Origin of the sequence: Salinimicrobium sp. TIG7-5_MAKvit, from assembly GCF_049569215.1 — a bacterium.
GTDB classification, from domain to species: domain Bacteria; phylum Bacteroidota; class Bacteroidia; order Flavobacteriales; family Flavobacteriaceae; genus Salinimicrobium; species Salinimicrobium profundisediminis.
Window position 1 is genome coordinate 3,057,231 of sequence record NZ_CP145903.1, and the last position, 20,082, is coordinate 3,077,312.

A 20,082-nucleotide genomic window follows, 5' to 3' on the forward strand; every position below is an offset into this window, starting at 1 on the left:
CTAAAGTGGGTTTTCCTTCCCCGCCTCCGGCGGTATATTTTTTGGTAACTTCGGCCTGAAAGCCGGAGATGCCTATAAAATCGACTACGAGTCCGTTGGGTTTTGTCTTGAAAAACCCTGTTCACCCTTGCAATGGCCTGTATCAGTTATGGCCTTTCATTTTGCCTTGAGCATACGTAAAGAAAGAATCTATAATACTCGTTTTCTCCTTAATAGAGTTAAGTTCAGCCTTATTGATAAAATTAACTACTAACCTTTCCTTAGCCCTGTTTCCTATGCTGGCACGGATTACTCTCCGAATTTCTTCTATCAAGAAGGCTTTGTCTTTGGTCTTCTTGTTGTGCTTAAAAATTAATTCGAGAATATAATCAAGGTCTATTTCTTGTGATTTAATCAGGTGTATTTCAAAAACGACATCATCCCAGTCAATAGTTAGTTTTTTTGCTTCCTTACCGCTTTTCTCTCTCCTTAACCAATCGCGAATGTCATTATAGGTAGAGCGATAATCCTGTATGGTTCGGTTACCAAGCAATTCAATACTTTGCATAGCTCCGCCTTCATGGGGTAAAATGGTGTCACGAGATATTCATAATTCTAACGATAAATCTTATGTAATTAAAATGGATAGCATAGAAAGAAACGGCTCCGTAATAGTACAAATTGACACCTTAAAAAGTGTGGATGGTGATTTTTTGTATAAAAAGCTTTTGACCTCTGAAGACAATACTCTTAGCTCCGATTTAAAAAGCTTTTGAATTCAAATTCAATCCGGTCATGAGAGCAGACAAAAACTAATAGGAACAACATATAATAACAAAGAGCTGGATAAAAAAACAAATTCTCTATGCTAATTTCGAAACAAAATTTTCCTCATAAGGCAGACTTGATTTAGCGATAGCAAATGCCTGTTTCAGTAGCTTATTACATACAGTGATTAAAGCTAATTTTTACTTTTTCCTTTTGCTAAAATTCGTTCATAGATCTCCCTGCAGGCTTTGTTGAGTTTATTAGCTGAAAAACTACACATAAACAAAAGGTGTCTGAGTTTTGTATTGCCTATTTTGGTTATTCGGTTTCAACCCCTCACGCTGCTTCTTGATTAGCTTAGTGTAGTGTAGGAGTAACCCGGTGTAGCTACAGCTTTGGATTGCGTTTTCAAAGTTGGAAAACTATCAGTTATAACGGCACTATCTTAAAAACGGTGTAAGTAGAAAAATGGGAGGAGATCAAAACGCCTAATTTTATCAGTTATACTGTCTTTCCAAAGGGGGTACTTCACTAAAGTTCCATAACTTTACAGAATTCTTATAATTTGCTGTAATTGGATAAGATAAATTTAAATACGAACAAGAATGTAATTCAAAGTCTAATGGAAGATGACGAACAGGTCTTCCGCGATCTTTTTGATCTTTATTATCCTGAGGTTTTAATGTACAGTAAAAGTCTTGTTAAAATGGAAGAGCAGGCCGAAGAGATTACTCAAGATGTATTTGTAAAGATCTGGGAATATCGAAAAAATTTAAATCCCAATTTATCTCTAAAATCTCTTATTTTTACAATTACAAGAAACTTCTGTTTTAATTTTCTTAAAAAATCTGCCTACGATAGACATTTAGTAAAAGAGGTTTTTTATAATTCTCAAAGAAATGAGAAATCTTGTGATACAGTTATAATTGAGGAGGATTATGAAAAGTTAGGTCTTCTAGCTATTAATTCTTTGCCGCCAAGATGCCGTTTAATCTATAATATGTCCCGTAATCAAGATAAAAGTTACAATGAAATTGCTTCTGAGCTAAACATTTCGGAAAATACAGTAAAAAATCAGATGAGCAAAGCACTTGAAATTATACGCAATTTCTTAGTTGCTCATGGAGACATAGTTTTTTTGATTATGTATTTAGTTAAAAGTAATTTGGAATGATCCATCTTCTTCCTAGAAGGATTAAATATTTGAAAAAGAATATAGTTTTCAATTTTTCAGATTAACTCCCTGACAATAAAATTTGCCAAAAAATTGAAATTCAATTGAAACTTACATCACCCATCTTAATTTTTTGGGTGTCTTTATACACTAAATATATCTCATCCCGCCTCATCTTTTAGTTGTTTTTAAAAATTAACTTTTTCCGGGAAGCCCCGATTATAAAGGCCTCCGGGTCTATTTCAACATAAGTTTAAAAAATTTAACAAAAAAAATAAGATCTCAATGGTAGTCTAAGGCTTTTCAATTGTAATATATATACCAATCCTTTACACAAAATGAATCAAAAAGAATATATACAGAAATTGATGCTGAAGTTTTCTCGCAATCGATGTAATCAAGCTGAAATCGAAGAATTGGTACAATACTTTTTAAAGAATCCTGAAGAAACTGTTCTACCGGAAGAATGGGAAGTTCTTCATCCTGAATTATACCGCTCTATCCAAACTCATAACGGGAATCATTTATTTAAACAAATTGAGAAAAAGATTCAAAATAAAAAGGTGAAACAGCTGAGGGTTAATCGGAATAACCTGAGAGTAGTATACGGTGTTGCAGCAATTTTAATACTTATACTTGGATGTGCCTTTTATTTTGGATTCATTGAAAATGAATGGCAACCTTATCAGGCACCCATAACTACCGCGAACGAAATTATTCTAGAGAGGGAAGATGGGAAAATAGAAAAGATATCAGAAGAAGGACAACTTCAACTTACTGATAAGAATGGGAAGGTAATTGGGGATCAAAGAGGCAATCAACTTATATATCAAAATGGAATGAAGGCGTCGGAAGAATTGGTGTACAATACTTTGAAAATCCCATATGGTAAGCGGTTTGAAGTGCAGCTTTCCGACGGTACCTTGGTGATGATGAATTCAGGATCATCTTTAAGATATCCTGTAAATTTCTCTAAAATGGGTAATAGGGAGGTGATTTTAACCGGGGAGGCTTTCTTCAGTGTTGCTAAAGATAAAGACAGGGCATTCATTGTAAAAGCAGACGAACTGGAAATAGGCGTTTTAGGTACAGAATTTAATGTGTCGGCATATCCTGAAGATCCAGAAATAAACGTAGTACTTGTGGAAGGATCTGTAGAGCTGTCGGTCAAAGGAGATTATGAGAAATCTATATTACAACCGGGACAACTTGCCAGTGTGGAACAAAGTGATAACACACTAGAAATTCGAGAGGTCGATACCGAAATTTATACTGCTTGGATGAAAGGGGGCTTAGTATTTAGAAACATGACCTTTTCAAATATGCTCAAAAAAATGGAGAGGCATTACGATGTGGTTATTATGAACAGAGCTACTGAACTTGGCCGGGAAAAATTCAATGCCAGTTTTGGCAATGAACCTATTGAGAAAATTCTAAAATATTTCCAAGAAACCTATGGATTGGAGTATACTCAACAGAAGAACATCATAATTATAAAAGATATTAAGTCTAAAGTATAGTTTAAACCTTAAAAATCACATCTGTGGAAAAGAAAAAAATATGAAAATAAACGGGGAATGTTGCAGCATCCCCCGCTAATTAATTTGGCCAATAAGAATGAATATCAACCAACAATTTAGATTTCAAAAATATGAAAAATCTATGCCATTATGAAGCGAGGGATTACTCCTTGTTTAAATTCGATTTAAAAATGAAACTTACTGTCTTATTCCTGTTTCTATCCTTATTTGGATTGCAGGCTAGCATTTCCTACTCTCAAAAGACAGTAACTCTAGATCTTGAAGGAGCGAAAGTTTATCGATTGTTAGACTTAATTGAGAAGCAAAGCGATTTTCGTTTTGTCTATAAGATTAAAGATGTGGATCTGGAACGAGAGGTAAATTTAAAAGTTCAGGAGGAAGAAATTCCAAAAGTATTAGATAAGGTTTTTAAAGAAACTTCAACAGAATTTAAAATTTTTGGAAAGCAAATTTTCCTCACATCTAAGAAAGAATCTTCAAATGCTTTAGCTGCTGCTTTAATTCCTTTAGAACAACAAACACTTACTGTTAGTGGTACGATTAAGGAAGCTGGAACAGGAATGGCCATCCCTGGTGCTAATATTATTGAACAAGGCACTAATAATGGCGTTATGAGTGATTTCGATGGAAACTATAAAATAGAGGTGGCAGAGGATGCTATACTGGAAGTAAGTTTTATTGGGTATAAGTCTCAGATAATTCCGGTAAACGGACGTAGCGAAATCGATATTGTTCTGGAAACAGAAACGGCTGAACTCGATGAGGTTGTGGTTGTAGGATATGGCACTCAAAAAAGAAGTGTAGTTACTGGTGCAATTTCCAGTGTTAAAGCCGAAGATTTAGAAAGTATGCCCGTCAATAATGTGAGTGATGCTTTACAGGGGCGAACTTCTGGGGTAACGATAGCGTCCGGTAGCGGCCAACCAGGATCTGGAGCTACTGTGCGAATTCGAGGAATAACCACCTTAAATAATAATGACCCACTATGGATAGTAGACGGTGTTGTAGTGGACCAAGGTGGGATAAATTATCTCAATCAAAATGATATAGAGAGCATCGAAGTACTTAAAGATGCTGCTTCTCAAGCTATTTATGGAGCTAGGGCCGCTAGTGGTGTAATTATGATAACTACTAAAGCGGGAAAAGCAGGGAAAATTGCTGTCAATTACAACGGATACATAGGGTTGTCTCAGCCGGATAACAAACTGAATCTTTTAAATGCTTCTCAATATGCTCAGCTTCGGAATGAGGCAAGATTGAATGATGGGAAAGAAATTATATTTGAGAATCCGGAAGCTCTTGGTGTCGGGACTGATTGGCAGGAAACCATTTTTAATGATAGTGCACTAAGACAAAATCATGAAGTGAGCATAAGCGGAGGAAACGAGATTTCAACTTTTTATTTGTCATTTGGATTTTTGGATGAAGAAGGTATTGTAGCTAGTGAAATTTCTAATTATGAGCGGCATAATATAAGAATAAATTCGACTCATCACATTGCAAAATGGTTAGTTCTTGGTGAAAATCTCGGATATTCTAGGCAGAAAAATATAGGTCTTGGGAACACAAATAGTGAATATGGTGGTCCACTCAGCTCAGCTATAAACCTTGATCCTATTACTCCAGTAATTGTGACAGATCCGGAAGTTCTAAACGGATATCCCTATAATAATCCTAATTTGAGTATTATAACGGATGCCAATGGAAATCCTTATGGAGTGAGTTCTATAGTGGAAGAGTCAATGGCTAACCCATTAGCTTATATCCAAACAAGGCTCGGGAACTATGATTATTCAGATAACATAGTTGGAAATGTTTTCTTAGAAGCGGAACCATTAGAAGGATTAAAATTTCGATCTACTTTGGGAGCTAGACTATCATATTGGGGAGGAAAGTATTTTTCACCTCATTATTTTTTCAATACTTCTAATAATTCAAGTCAAACGTCTTTTACTAGAAATACAAATCAAAAGTTAGATTATAATATTGAAAACACTGTTTCTTATACTAATGCTATAGATGATAAACATTTTTATACAATACTTGTAGGACAGGGAGCGTATCGAGACAATGAAGCTGAAGGTTTATCTGTTACCAAATATGGTATTCCTGCCGAAAGATTTGAAGACGCTTCTTTAAATTTTAATGTTCCGAATGATAGAATAAGTGCTTATGGATACGAGAATGTACCTCATTTTGTCTCTTCATTATTCGCCAGATTAAACTATAATTTTGAAGAAAAATATCTCCTTAGCGCAATTATTAGAAGAGATGGTTCCAGTCGATTTGGTGAAAATAATAAATATGGTTATTTCCCTTCGGCATCCGTGGGATGGGTAGTGAGTAAGGAGGATTTTTGGGGGTATGACAATCCCTTTCAATTTTTGAAAGTAAGAGGAAGCTATGGTGTAGTAGGGAATGACAATATCGGTGACCTAACCTATCTATCAACGATTGGTTCGGGTAGAAACTATGCATTTGGTGATCAACACAGCAGTTATGATGTAGGTTACAGCCCGGATGCGCCGGCGAACCCTGATTTAAAGTGGGAAGAGACCAGTCAATTAAATATTGGATTTGAATCTAGATTTTTAGAAAAATTTTCATTCGAATTTGATTGGTTTAAGAAGAAGACGAGTGATATTTTACAATATCCACGCATTCCGGCATTTGTAGGAGTAATTGGGAATCCTGCACGTAATATTGGAGATATGGAAAATTACGGTTTGGAATTTAATTTAGGTTATGCGAATAATTTAAATGAAAATTTTGGCTTTTCTGTTAATGCTAATGCCTCTTACTTAAAAAATGAAGTCACGAATCTAGGCGAAGGAATTGAATATTTGGATGGAGGTGAAAGCTTTCAAGCTTCTAGCTATCCTATTACCAGAACAGCGGTAGGTCAGGCAGTAAACAGCTTCTTTGGATTTAAAACTAATGGAATTTTCCAGAATGAGGAAGAAGTTCAGAATTATACAAATTCTGAAGGCAAGGTAATTCAGCCTAATGCAGTACCAGGAGATTTTAAATGGCAGGATACCAATGGTGATGGAATGATATCTGAAGAAGATCGTGTATTTATTGGAGATCCTACACCAGACTGGTCCTACGGTTTAACCATAAGCGCATATTATAAATCTTTTGACCTAACAATCTTTGGTCAAGGAGTGGCTGGGAATCAAATTTTTCAAGGTCTCAGAAGATTAGATATCGCCAATGCCAATTATCAAGAAGAAGCTCTAGCTAGATGGACTGGAGAAGGCTCTACTAATAGTTATCCGCGTATGTCTGATTCAGATAAAAATAAGAATTTCAGTAATCCTTCCGATTTTTACCTGCAAGACGGAGATTATTTTAGAATAAAAACTTTGCAAATCGGATATAGTTTACCGGAGGCTACTATTTCACAGGTAGGATTACAAAAGGCTCGTATTTATGTTATGAGTGAAAATTTGGTTACAATCACTGGTTATACTGGATTTGACCCTGAAATTGGAGGTGGAGTATTAAGTATAGACCGAGGCATTTATCCTCAGGCGAGATCCTTTATGCTTGGGGCTTCATTAAAATTTTAAAATGAATTTAGAAAATTTCTTATTATGAAAAATATAAAAATTATAAATATAGCTATAGGAGTGCTCCTCATCCTTAGTTCTTGCAGTGATGATTTTTTGGAGGTAGAACCTAAAGGTCAGAGCTTAGAATCGAATTATTATCGAAATGAAGCTGAGGCTTATGGGGCGTTAGTTGCAGCTTATGATCCCGTTGGCTGGATTTCTAGAGATTATGTTGCTAAAGAATTTGCTCTTAATGTTGCATCAGATGATTTTTATACCGGCGGAGGTAGTGCTCAAGATGTAGGGGTATTACAAGTGTGGTCCAATTACACTTTAGATCCGGCGACTGGCCCTCAGGAAGAACTCTGGAGAAGAGGGTATTCTGGTATATTTCGATCTAACATGTTAATGTCAAAGCTAGATGGAGTGGATATGAAGGAAGATCTCAAAAAACGGTTTGAGGCCGAAACAAAGTTTTTAAGAGCTTATTACTATTTCGATTTGATAAGATTGTTTGGAAGTATTCCGCTTATTACCGAGCCTCTTCAAGCCTCTCAAATCGCTTCAGTAGTACAAGCTCCCAGAGAAGCCGTTTTTGCTCAAATAGAGCAAGATCTCATTGAAGCCACTGCAGGTTTACCCGAGACCGTAAATAAAGACACCGAAGCAGGACGCGCTACAAAAGGAGCAGCACAAGCCTTACTAGGTAAAGTTTATCTTCAGCAGGAAAAATATCAGGATGCCGCAAATATATTAAAAGAAGTGAACGGCCAACCTGGAGGGGTGAGTCAATATGGATATCGACTTATGGAAAATTTTGGAGAATTATTTCTCGATGAGAATCAGTTTAACTCTGAGTCTATCTTTGAGGTTTCTCATTCATCCGCTTCAAATGCAGATTGGGGAAATATGACTTCTACCGAAGGAAATTTATTAAATGTAATGTCAGCACCAAGGGGATATCAAATAAAGGTAGAAAATAGTGGTGCCCCGGATTTTGTGTCGGGATGGGGATTTAATATCCCAACCGAAAATTTGGTGGAAGCTTTTATAGAGAATGGAAAATATGATCCACGTTATAAATATACCTTTACCAACGTTGATAGTTTAGCCAATTTAGGAATAGTGTCCTATGAAAAAAGTTATCAAGATACCGGATACTTTTTAAAGAAATTTGCAGGGTTAGAATCTGATAGAACTGAAGGAAACTGGCTTGTAAATTTCCCGCAAAACTTCTATGATATTCGATTGGCAGATACCTACTTAATGGAAGCTGAAGCGATAGTTCTTGGCGCAGGCGACGTAAGCAGAGCCCAGTCTTTATTAGATGCGGTACGAGCTCGAGTGGGCAATGATCCCATCCCTGTTAATTTTGAGAATATCATGAAAGAAAGAAGATTGGAACTTGCAGGCGAAGGACATAGGTGGTTTGATTTGGTTCGGACCGGGATGGCTGCGGAAGCTTTAAAATTTAAAGGTTATGTTGAAGGGAAGCACGACAAATTACCTATTCCGTTATTGGATCTTTCCAATACAAATTTGGAACAAGACCCGGCATATAAATAAATTAGACTTAGAAGTAAATGACGATGTGAGAGATTTCAATTTTTGCCAATAACATTAATGAAATAGTTGCGGTACATAACTTGAATCTCTGTATGTGTCGCTGAGATTATATCAATTTACACATAAGATGAATTAAAATTGGTTAACAATTTTTGTTGAAGCCTCGGGCTTACTCCGAGGCTTTTTTTTTAATAATAAATACTGGATATATCTAGTTTCACAATAAACCTTAATTATGAAAAAAAATATTTTGAAGGTTACGGTAGGAATGGCATTCGCTTTTTCTTTTGCTTCATGTACAAGCCAGCACAAGCAAATTAATAATTCTTCTTCAGATTCGCTTCTTGATGCTCCTATTTCGAACTTAAATTATGAAGCCGAAATAGATAGTCTTATTAACAAACTTACTTTGGAAGAAAAATCGGGCATGCTTCATGGCAATAGTAAATTTACCACTGCCGGTGTTGAACGGCTGGGAATTCCAGCATTAACTATGGCTGATGGTCCTTTGGGCATCCGGGAGGAAATTTCACGTGATTCTTGGGAACCATTAGGGTGGGAAAATGATTTTGCTACTTTTTATCCTGCTGGCGGAGCGGTGGCGGCTACTTGGAATCCGGATTTGGCCTATACTTTCGGCAAAAGTATAGGAGAAGAGGCGAGAGACAGGAGCAAAGATGTTCTTTTAGCTCCCGCATTTAATATAATTAGGACCCCGCTAGGTGGAAGAACCTACGAATATTTCACGGAAGACCCTTTTTTAAATAAAAAGCTCGTAGTTCCTTATGTAATAGGAGTACAAGAAAATGATGTTGCAGCCTGTATCAAACATTATGCAGTAAATAACCAAGAGACGAATAGAGGTACTGTAGATGTAAATGTGGATGAACGCACTCTTCGCGAAATTTATTTGCCAGCATTTAAGGCGGCAGTCATAGAAGGCAATGCTTATAGTGTTATGGGCGCGTATAATAAATTTAGAGGCGATTATCTCAATGAAAATAATTACTTACTGAACGATATTTTAAAAAATGAATGGGGTTTTGAGGGAATTGTGATTTCAGATTGGGACGCTGTTCATAGTACGGTAAAGGCCTTAAAGAATGGTCTTGATGTTGAAATGGGAACAGATGGTCCATTCGAAGATTATTATTTTGCGAAGCCTCTTATTAAAGCTGTCAAGGGCGGAGAATTGTCTGAAGCAGAAGTCGATGAATCTGTACGCAGAGTTTTGCGAGTAATGTATAATATTAAAAGCATCGATTCAACTGATCGAAAAACAGGAAGCAGAAATACAAAAGAGCACTTAGAAGATGCCTACAAAATTGCTTCTGAAGCAATAGTTTTATTAAAAAACAATGAAGATTTATTGCCTTTGAATTTAGAAAAAGTATCGAAAGTTGCAGTAATTGGAGCTAATGCTACCAGAAAATTTGGTTTAGGAGGATATGGAGCCGGAGTAAAAACAAAAACAGAAATTACTCCTCTGGAAGCATTAGAACAAAAATTACCACAAAATATTGAAATTGAATATGCTAGAGGATATGAAGAGAATTATGTGGGGCAAAGTGAGAATAATCAGAACCATGGCCGAGGTACTATAAATGAATTAAATCTCGATTTACTAGAAGAAGCCAAATTGGTAGCGAAAGATTCTGATATCGTAATAATATTTGCCGGTTCGAACCGTGATTATGAATCGGAAGCTTCAGATAGAAAAGATTTAGAATTACCCTTTGGTCAAGTGGAATTGATTAAACAGATAAAAGAGGTCAATCCAAATACTATTGCGGTGCTAATAGCTGGAGCTCCTTATGATCTCAGAGAAGTTAATTCGAGCGTATCTACCCTAGTATGGAGCTGGTTCAATGGTTCAGAGGGGGGAAATGCACTCATAGATGTATTGACAGGAGATGTTAATCCATCGGGTAAATTGCCATGGACTATGCCTAAACGTCTGGAAGATTCGCCAGCACATGCTACTAAAAGTTTTCCCGGCGATGATTCTGTAACCTATAAAGAAGGTATTTTAGTGGGATACCGCTGGTTTGATACTAAAAATATTGCGCCCTTATATCCCTTTGGCTACGGTCTTTCTTACACTACCTTTAATTTTAAAAATGCTGCAGTGGATAAATCCGAAACATATTCTGTTGATGATAGTGTAGTAATAACTCTTGACGTAGAAAACTCCGGAAAAAGGGCGGGAAAAGAGGTCGTTCAGGTTTATTTATCAAAACCCACTTCTAGGATAGAAAGAGCTGCTAAAGAATTAAAAGGTTTTTCCAAAGTAATGGTACAGCCCGGAAAATCTGAAAAAGTTACCATTCGGATTCCGATAAGCGAGTTTGCTTTCTATAATGTAGAGAAACAAGATTGGGAAGTCGAAAGTGGTGAATACTTGTTGCATATAGGCAATTCTTCCAGAAATATTTTGCAAACAATTTCATTAAGAGTTGATTAGAAATATTTTATGAAAAAGTTATTTTTTTGTTTGTTCATCGTATCTGGACTTTACACTTCAATTGGAGCTCAGGAGCTGAAGTCTCCAGACGGACAACTTATCATGGATTTTTGGCTCTCTGATATAGGTGTTCCCACATATAAATTATCCTACAAAAAGCAGCCGGTGATAAAGCCCAGCTCTTTAGGCTTGAGTCTAAAGAAGGAAGAAGATTTGATTGGAAATTTCAATATCCTAGAATTAGAGCATTCTAATTTTGACCAAACCTGGAAACCAGTGTGGGGAGAGGAGAAGGAAATCAGAAATCATTACAATGAGATAACTATAAATTTAGAGCAGCAAAATACTCATCGAAAAATGGTTTTACGGTTTCGACTTTTTAACGAGGGGCTCGGATTTCGTTATGAGTTTCCGCAACAGGACAATTTAGGGCATTTTGTTATTAAAGATGAAAAGACACAATTTGCATTAACCGGTGATCATACAGCATGGTGGATACCGGGTGATTATGACACCCAAGAATACGATTATACTGAATCTCGACTATCTGAGATTCAAACGATGATGAAAAACGCCATTACTGAGAATATGTCTCAAACTTCGTTTTCAGAAACAGGAGTGCAAACCTCTTTAATGTTAAAAACTGATGATGAATTATATATTAATATACATGAAGCTGCTTTAATAGATTATCCGGCCATGCACCTCAATCTCGATGTTAAAAATATGGTTTTTGAATCTTGGCTTACTCCGCTTGCCAACGGAGATAAAGCATATCTTATGGCTCCTTTTACTACTCCTTGGAGAACTATAATGGTGAGTGACGGTGCGCGAGACATTTTGTCTTCCAGAATAACCTACAACTTAAACGAACCTTCAAAAATAGCAGATGTCTCATGGATTAAACCAATGAAATATATTGGTGTTTGGTGGGAGATGATAACAGGGAAAAGCTCTTGGGCATACACCAATGAATTAAAAGCAGTAAGATTGGGTATTACCGATTATGAAGCTATAAAACCTAATGTAAATCATGGAGCGAATACGGCAAACGTTAAAAAATATATTGATTTTGCAGCCAAGCATGATTTTGATGGGGTACTCGTAGAAGGGTGGAATATTGGTTGGGAGGATTGGGCTGGTCATTCCAAAGATTATGTTTTTGATTTCGTCACGCCATACCCTGATTTTGATGTCGACGAAATTCAAAAATATGCTAAAAGCAAAGGAGTTGAAATGATTATGCATCACGAAACTTCTTCTTCAGTCCGAAATTATGAAAGACATATAGACACGGCTTATCAATTTATGAAAACACATGGTTATAATGCTGTGAAAAGTGGATATGTAGGAGATATTCTACCCCGGGGTGAAAACCATTACAATCAGTGGTTGGTAAACCATTACCAATACGCGATTGAAAAAGCTGCTGATTACAATATTATGGTAAATGCCCATGAAGCAGTTCGACCTAGCGGGATTGCTAGAACGTGGCCAAATTTAATCGCTAATGAGTCAGCGCGTGGGAATGAATTTCAGGCTTTTGGCGGTTCTAAGCCTAATCATGTGACAGTATTGCCTTTTACCCGCCTAATAGGCGGTCCTATGGATTATACTCCCGGAATTTTTGAGATGGACATCAGTAAACTCAACCCTCAAAATAATTCTCATGTAAACAGTACGCTGGCAAATCAACTGGCACTTTATGTCACGATGTACAGCCCTTTACAAATGGCGGCAGACTTGCCCGAAAACTATGAAAGGTTTCTCGATGCATTTCAGTTTATTAAAGATGTACCTATAGATTGGGAGAAAAGTATTTATCTGGAAGCAGAACCAGGAGATTATGTTACGGTAGCTCGGCAAGAAAAAGGAACCAGTAATTGGTTTATCGGAAATGTGAATGGTGAAACTCCACGTGAATCGAATATAAAATTTGATTTTCTAAATAAAGGCGAAAAATATATTGTTACGATTTATTCAGATGCGCCAGATGCTCATTACAAGACTAACCCTCAAGCTTATGAAATTCGAAAAGTAATAGTAAACAGCAAATCCAGATTAAAGCAGTTTTCAGCCCCTGGTGGGGGCTTTGCGATCAGTATTACTAAAGCGGACACTGAAGCTATGAAGGATATTAAAAAATTATAGAATCCAAAAAATATTAAAAATATTGTCATGAAAAATTACAGGCTAATATCTCTACTTCTGCTTCTTTCTTTTTTTTGTAAAGCTCAGAACAACCCTCAGAATGTTTCGATATTAAATAAAGAATTTAATAAAATTTCAGTTTACACTACTGCAAGCAATACGGAACTTAGGCTTAGCCCGACAGATACTCTTGTGTTCTCAAAAACCCAGCAACCACTAGAAGGTGAGATTTCTATTTTTGTTGATCCTGAACATACCTTTCAAACCCTTATGGGAATTGGTGGAGCAATTACTGATGCAAGTGCAGAAGTCTTTGCTACTTTAAGCAAGAGTAAACAACAAGAGTTTCTAGATGCATATTTTGACACTGAAAAAGGTATTGGATACACCCTTTTGAGAACCACAATTCACAGTTCCGATTTTTCGAGTAAAAGTTACACTTATATTGAGGAAGGAGACACGGATTTGAAAACCTTTAGTATAAAACATGATAAAAAATTCCGAATTCCTCTCATCAAGAAAGCTATGGCAGCCGTTGGTGAAGAGGTTTTGCTTTATGCCTCTCCATGGAGTCCGCCCGCTTTCATGAAAAGCAATGGTAATATGTTAGAAGGCGGTACTCTGCTTCCTCAATATGAAGCAAGTTGGGCTTTATATTATACCAAATTTATCAAGGCTTATGAAAATGAAGGTATGCCTATTTGGGGAATTACTATCCAGAATGAACCTATGGCCAAACAGCGTTGGGAATCTTGCATTTACACAGCAGAAGCTGAAAGGGATTTTTTGAAATATCATTTGGGTCCCACCATGGAAAAAGAAGGTTTAGGAGATAAAAAAATAGTGGTTTGGGATCATAATCGAGATTTGATAAATAATCGTGCTAATACCATTTTTAATGATCCGGAGGCTTCTAAATATGCGTGGGGCATTGGATTTCATTGGTATGAAACTTGGGCCGGAGGCGACCCGATGCACGAGAATGTTAAAAAGGTAAATGAATCATTTCCTACTAAAAATATCATATTCACGGAAGGTACTGTAGAAGGCTTTGATGCTGATAAATATTATTACTGGCCTAACGCCGAACGTTATGGTTCATCTATAATTAATGATTTTAATAGTGGTACTGTAGCTTGGACAGATTGGAATATACTCCTCGATGAAAATGGTGGGCCAAATCACGTAGAAAATTTTTGTTTTGCTCCTGTACATGCTGATACAAGATCTGGAGAGTTAATCTTTACACCTACATATTATTATCTAGGGCATTTTTCAAAGTTTATAAGACCAGGAGCTAAAAGAATGAGTACCGCTGTGAGTAGAAGCGTTCTATTAAGTACATCGTTTGTTAACGAAAGCGGAAAAATGGTGACTGTTGTGATGAATAAAACAGACGATGAAATCGAATATAACTTTTTAGTAGGCAATAAGGCTGCAAAACTTGTAATTCCTGCACATGCAATGCAGTCTCTGGTATATTAAAAATCATAATCTGATTATTAATAATACACAAGGACAAATGGAATTTCTCAGTGGTGACCTGAGTATTTAATGAGGTATTGGTATGAAAAATTTAATGATTATTGTAATTGCTAATTTTATCACTGCAAATTGTTACAGTCAAATTAACTATAATAAAACTGAAAAATATTCAATACCACCTTTAGAAGAAATTGGAAAAGGCGCTTTAATATCTAGGGAATTTATTTACGATTTAAATAAAATGCCGGCCGCAGAGGCTCATGCCTCTACCATTGTAGAAACACCAACTGGACTGGTCACTGCATTTTTCGCCGGTACCCGCGAGGGACATCCTGACGTAGGAATTCGAGTTTCAAGATTTCAGGATGGAAACTGGACCTATCCGGTAGAAGTAGCAAACGGTTACAAAAATGATTCTCTAAGTTATCCCACCTGGAATCCCGTACTTTTTTTGCCTAAAGACGGACCTTTATTACTTTTCTATAAAGAAGGTCCGAATCCTCAGGATTGGTGGGGAATGTTAAAATCTTCTAGTGATAACGGTAAAACCTGGACGGACGCCGAATCCATTGGAGAAGATCCAGCTATTGGTCCACTACTAGGACCTGTAAAAAATAAACCCATACAACTGAATGATGGTACAATAATGAGTCCATCGAGTATTGAGAGAATTGAAGATGAAGACATAAAATGGATGGTTCATTTTGAAATTAGCAAAAATAATGGAAGAAATTGGGAAGTAGTTGGTCCTATTAATGACGGAGAAGATTTTGATGCTATACAGCCCAGTCTTCTAGAACTCTTGGATGGGCGATTAATGGTGCTTTGTAGAACAAGACAAGGAGTAATTGCTCAATCTTGGTCAAAAGATAAAGGTAAGACCTGGAGTAAATTGGAAGCTCTAGATCTACCAAATCCTAATTCGGGAACTGATGCCATTACTTTAAATGACGGAAGATATTTATTAATTTATAATCATAAATTAAAAACAAAAGAAAATAGAGGTCGAGATATTTTGAATTTGGCTATTTCTGAAGATGGATTAAATTGGAATCCACTAATGACCATCGAAAATGAACCTTTAGAATACGGTTACGCTTATCCAGCAATCATACAAGCTTCCGATGGTCTTGTACATGCCACTTATACATATGACAGAAAAGCGATAAAACATGTAGTAATTGATCCAAAACAATTATAATTATTACAACGAGGTTGTAAAACAAACTTTGTCTGATTTTTTTTAATAATTTAATTCAGACATGATTATATCAATTGGTTTGGAAAGATAAAAAAGCTTTTACCAGAGACATGAAGCTCAACTACAATGCTCCCACAAAACAAGCTACAGTAGAATCAGTATATTTGGCTCTACGGAAAGCCTCAAAAAAGTGGTCAGTGCCAATTAGAAATTGGAGAATTGTCCTCATTCAGTTCGCTATTATATATGAAGAAAGGGTTGAACTTTAGAAAAAGTCAATCCCCTTTATTTTGAACTTAAACACTTTAGGGATAGGTTAAACCTAGAACTGAATGTAAACAAACTAAGTGTCTATTTATTCAAGATTTCATCCCGAATCTCTTGAAATATTCTGTAATAATTTTCCCTTATTTCTTCTTCTGAAAATTCGCAAAATTTTCCGGGTAATGCTTTCTTTATTCCAGGACGAGCGAATCGAATTTTCTTCTCTTTTCCATCGGCAAAACTCACAAATTCTCCGGCTCTCAATCGGAAGAAGGCATCAAATCGGATTTTTGTAGTATCCCTATGGCTCCTCGTGATACGGGTATCAAAATTGAGATTTCCTCCCTGGTGGATGCTGATGCTTTCCTTCTGTATAATTTCAAAGAACTGTTCGTAGTATTTCGCGGTATCGGGATCATTTACTTTTCCGAAGAATTGGTACGACAGATTGCTCAGGATTGCTTTGCTGGCTTTTTCTCCGTAAAGCAGGTCAATCTGAATCTTGTCCTGCATTACATAAATAGTGGAGATGTTATAACTACGAAGGGTTGCCGGCACACGATGCATATGGAGTAGACGCAGGGTAGGGGCTTCCTCCATAAGAAGAAAGGAGGCATCTCGCTCCCGAATGCTCATCTGCTTCGTTATAGTATGTATGGTAGTCGCTATGACAGGGGAGTAGGCGGTTTCATATTTTGGATTATTGACTATCGATACTATTGCAGGATTTTCAGGATTATTAATGTCTAAAGGGACTTCATCTTTTGATAGGGCCATGAAGATTCTTTGGGTACAGATCTTTTTCAAAGCATTGGCAAGACTGCTCTTAACAGCTGCTGTCTGCCGCTCTGATGCGATCCCACTTATGAAAGCATCTGCCATTGACCTCGAAGTGATATTACCACTGAGAAAGCTAACCAGTTCTGCAGTATCCATGCTCTGGTAAACTGCTATAAGGTGGGGAAGTGTGCAGTATTGCGGATAATCAGATTTTAATTTCCAGATCATTCCCCCAATTAGTCCTTCCACGGCATCATTGAAGAATTTTGTGGTGCCTGAGGCGAGAAGTTCTTTTTGTTCCAGAAGGTTTTCCAGGAGTACCCTCGCTACCTCATTCACGCTTTCTTCATCGATCATGTATCTGGGAGCAATAGGATTGACCCTGTGGTATATCCGGTCAAAGGAGATGATGTAAAAGGGAAGCTTTCCCGATTTAAAAAGGGGATAAGCAATCTCTGTAAGTTCAAAATTCTTGTAATCGTGTAACAAACCGCTGAAGGAATATTTTCTGAAATGCTTCAGTAGATTATATACCACACTTTCTGTCTTGCCGCTTCCTGCAGCTCCAATAATGGAAACTCCTCTCCTGATGTTTTCTAATACCAGATTCCCGTCCTCCAGTGGTAGTTTTGCTCTGTACTTTTTTACTCCTGAAACCTGCTCTTGTGGTAAGACAAAACAATACAGGCTCAAATTCAAAACTGATGCCGGCAAGAATAATTTCAGTAAAAGCTCCAAATAGATTGCTAAGTCGGCAGGGTGGGGGAGTAAGCTCCAGCTGAAAAACACAAGAAGAAACTGGTTGAAAAAAACACCTTTTTTGAACTGTTTTAAGTGAAGAATAAACAGGCTGCAAATGCTTGCGTAAATGACCGTCCATAATATGTATAAACCTGGAATCATCAGTAATGAATGGAAGATGACCTCACAGTTAACCCAATAGCTTTTCTGAATTTTTTGATCGCCAATTGTACCTGGGCTGGTGTGAACCCCGTAGCGGGCAGTGTCATACCTGCAGTTCTGAGTAAATTGAAAGCCAACTGCCTCTCATTTACTGGTAATCTCATAAGCTTTGAATAATACAGCCCGGGATTTTTTTGCAGCTCTTTCCTGGAAGTATATTTTTCTACATAATTTCTTTGGTACTGGAACATTCTGTCAAAGGTCCTTTCAGCACTTTGAAAAAACTGATTTCGGTCAAATCCTCTTCTTACCGTCCTGCCGTGCATCTCAACGGTTGAAGATCTGTATTTGCTCCCGGGTGAAAGGCTGTAACGATTGGTAGCATCTTTCCGGCTGACAATAACATGTACATGGGTTTGAAGCCCCGGCTTTAACATACCTTCTTTAATGGGTTTTCCACCTATTGTGTGTGGTATTTCCTTAATAAGTCGGCTGATTTCCTTCCTTACTTTTTGACTATCTCCATCCATGTCTCCTCTTCTAATTTTCACAAGGTCATGTTCAAGTTTGACTATTTGTTTCATGTAGGGAGAATTCTCCCTGATCTCTTTATCATAATGATGGTAACTGCGCTGGTATTCTATTTTTGCGAAAAATTTTAGATTTTCTATACTCACTGGTTTTCCCTCAATCTCCCGGTTAAAAGCTTTAGCGTAATTTTTCATGACCTCTAAGGTGTATTCTCTTAGAGACGTGGAGTTATTCTGGATATGCCTGAGTTCATATTGACTGGGATTAATGGTTAGGGAATAATATCTGGGTTCTGTTTTTCTAAGTTTAGCCGAATTGGCATCTATTTCCCCAATTACCTGTTGCTCTGAAATTTGATTCCCGGTTTGGTTAAAGAAGTAATTCATTTTCTCAAGGGGTTGGTCCCGATTCTCCTTTTCCAGATAGGTGACAAAGTCAGCAACACTACTGGTGAAATTGCCTCCTATTTTTTGGGGTGTGATGGTAAGGTACATTTCAATAAGCGTTTAATTTCCTTCTCATTCTTTCTAACTCTTCTCCTTCCATTTCAAGCACGTACTTGTCGGGACCGAATGTCCTTTTGACAAGGATTACCTTACTGAGTATATATTCAAGATCCTTTTTTATTTCTTCCTTGGCTCTGTCCACGAAAATATTTCCCTCTCTGGCGGGTTTTATAGGGGAAGAGATCTCTTGTACAGGGGGCAATGGGATACGGCTGGAAGAAATGGAAGTTGCCTGAGCAGGATCAAAAAGTAACTGTAACATCGCAAGAGTAGGCTGGGTTTGGGTTTTTTCTATTTCCTTTATAATTGCCACTATAGCATTAAGTCGCTTTTGTATTTTTTCATCCAATGCTGGCAAATCTATTTTAGCTTTGTGACTGGGGGAGATCTGGTACTTGTGAAAATATTCCAGCATAAGCTCCAGTACTTCTGTATTTGATCCTCCTGTCTCCTTTGAGAACGTGCGGAACCTTTTAGCCGTTTCTACCTTGATACTAATAGTGGAAAATGTGCTCATTTCTTGATCCAGATTCAGTAAATGTGATATATCAAAATAATATCTCCGGGACTTGAGTAGCCATTTTCAAAGGAACTTTAAGATATAGATCGTCTACCTTTAATCAAATCTCTAAGAAAAGGCTGTTTTCATTTCACAAATGATATTTGATAAATTGAGAGTCTAATGTGGTGCTTGTGAAAAAATGCTTTTGGGCGAGCTAATGCCGCTCAGCACATTTCCGCTCCATTCCGCAAAAAGGCTTCATTTCGGGAAAAGAGCTTCGCTTTAAAACTTCCTGGACATCATCCCCAATTTCTCCTTTTCGCTACGCCGGAAAATTATTTTTTTCAGAAGGCTGCGCTACAATACGTAATTGGGGATGAAGTCCGCTAAAAGTGGATTTTCATATTATGGCTTTGGTGCCACTTCCAGATGTTCTGTTCTTCTCATATTACTTTTTGAATACTCCCGAGCCTGCGCTGTATCTAACCTTTTTTGTAAGCAAAGTAACAACATTCGGAAGTTGACGGACTGCATAAGCCAGTCGTGCCTCCTTTTTATAAGTCCTTATCAATTCCGAATGTTTAAAAATCATACAGCAACAAAAAAGGTAACAGCGATGGCTCTATGGGAAGTAAATCAAAAACAGGAATTATGAAATCAAACAGCAACATCAAAAAGGAAGCGGCACCAAAGAAAAACAAAAAGGAAAA

General features: G+C 37.1%; 12 protein-coding genes and 1 pseudogene. 8 read left to right on the forward strand and 5 right to left on the reverse strand.

Annotated features, from left to right (window positions below):
- Positions 1 to 142: 142 nt before the first annotated feature.
- Positions 143 to 547, reverse strand: coding sequence for a type I restriction endonuclease subunit R, EcoR124 family (locus tag V5739_RS13760; protein WP_423818623.1), 405 nt, complete (start codon positions 545 to 547; stop codon positions 143 to 145).
- 295 nt (positions 548 to 842) lie between these two features.
- Positions 843 to 1,169 (reverse strand): annotated as a pseudogene (locus tag V5739_RS13765) (transposase); the annotation flags it as partial.
- 200 nt (positions 1,170 to 1,369) lie between these two features.
- Between V5739_RS13765 and V5739_RS13770 the strand changes: the two are divergent.
- From V5739_RS13770 to V5739_RS13805, 8 genes are all read left to right on the forward strand, one after another.
- Positions 1,370 to 1,921 (forward strand): RNA polymerase sigma-70 factor, encoded by a 552-nt coding sequence (locus tag V5739_RS13770; protein ID WP_423818624.1) that lies wholly within the window; start codon positions 1,370 to 1,372, stop codon positions 1,919 to 1,921.
- Positions 1,922 to 2,259: 338 nt separating this feature from the next.
- Positions 2,260 to 3,441 carry a FecR family protein gene (locus tag V5739_RS13775; protein WP_423818625.1) on the forward strand — a complete coding sequence of 394 codons (1,182 nt, stop codon included), beginning with the start codon at positions 2,260 to 2,262 and terminating at the stop codon, positions 3,439 to 3,441.
- A 191-nt stretch (positions 3,442 to 3,632) separates the two neighbouring features.
- Positions 3,633 to 7,037, forward strand: a complete 3,405-nt coding sequence (locus V5739_RS13780; protein WP_423818626.1) for a TonB-dependent receptor — start codon at positions 3,633 to 3,635, stop codon at positions 7,035 to 7,037.
- 24 nt (positions 7,038 to 7,061) lie between these two features.
- Complete coding sequence (locus V5739_RS13785) at positions 7,062 to 8,585, forward strand: RagB/SusD family nutrient uptake outer membrane protein (protein ID WP_423818627.1); 1,524 nt, start codon at positions 7,062 to 7,064, stop codon at positions 8,583 to 8,585.
- 235 nt (positions 8,586 to 8,820) lie between these two features.
- Positions 8,821 to 11,049, forward strand: a complete 2,229-nt coding sequence (locus V5739_RS13790; RefSeq protein ID WP_423818628.1) for a glycoside hydrolase family 3 C-terminal domain-containing protein — start codon at positions 8,821 to 8,823, stop codon at positions 11,047 to 11,049.
- Positions 11,050 to 11,058: 9 nt separating this feature from the next.
- Positions 11,059 to 13,200 (forward strand): glycoside hydrolase family 97 protein, encoded by a 2,142-nt coding sequence (locus V5739_RS13795; protein WP_423818629.1) that lies wholly within the window; start codon positions 11,059 to 11,061, stop codon positions 13,198 to 13,200.
- Between the two features lie 27 nt (positions 13,201 to 13,227).
- On the forward strand, positions 13,228 to 14,685 hold the full coding sequence (locus tag V5739_RS13800; protein ID WP_423818630.1) for a glycoside hydrolase family 30 protein: 1,458 nt from the start codon (positions 13,228 to 13,230) through the stop codon (positions 14,683 to 14,685).
- An 82-nt stretch (positions 14,686 to 14,767) separates the two neighbouring features.
- Positions 14,768 to 15,886, forward strand: a complete 1,119-nt coding sequence (locus tag V5739_RS13805) for a sialidase family protein (protein WP_423818631.1) — start codon at positions 14,768 to 14,770, stop codon at positions 15,884 to 15,886.
- 351 nt (positions 15,887 to 16,237) lie between these two features.
- On the opposite strand, the gene V5739_RS13810 is transcribed toward V5739_RS13805, so the two are convergent.
- From V5739_RS13810 to V5739_RS13820, 3 genes are read right to left on the reverse strand one after another with little or no spacing between them, the layout of a single operon-like run.
- Entirely contained in the window at positions 16,238 to 17,833 is a 1,596-nt protein-coding gene (locus tag V5739_RS13810) for a type IV secretory system conjugative DNA transfer family protein (protein ID WP_423818632.1), read from the reverse strand.
- The gene (gene mobB / locus V5739_RS13815) at positions 17,833 to 18,858 is read right to left on the reverse strand and encodes a MobB family relaxase (protein WP_423818633.1); all 1,026 of its coding nucleotides are present in this window, start codon (positions 18,856 to 18,858) and stop codon (positions 17,833 to 17,835) included. Before mobB ends, V5739_RS13810 begins: the two co-directional genes overlap by 1 nt.
- Before the next feature lies 1 nt (position 18,859).
- On the reverse strand, positions 18,860 to 19,387 hold the full coding sequence (locus V5739_RS13820) for a BfmA/BtgA family mobilization protein (RefSeq protein WP_423818634.1): 528 nt from the start codon (positions 19,385 to 19,387) through the stop codon (positions 18,860 to 18,862).
- Positions 19,388 to 20,082: the final 695 nt, after the last annotated feature.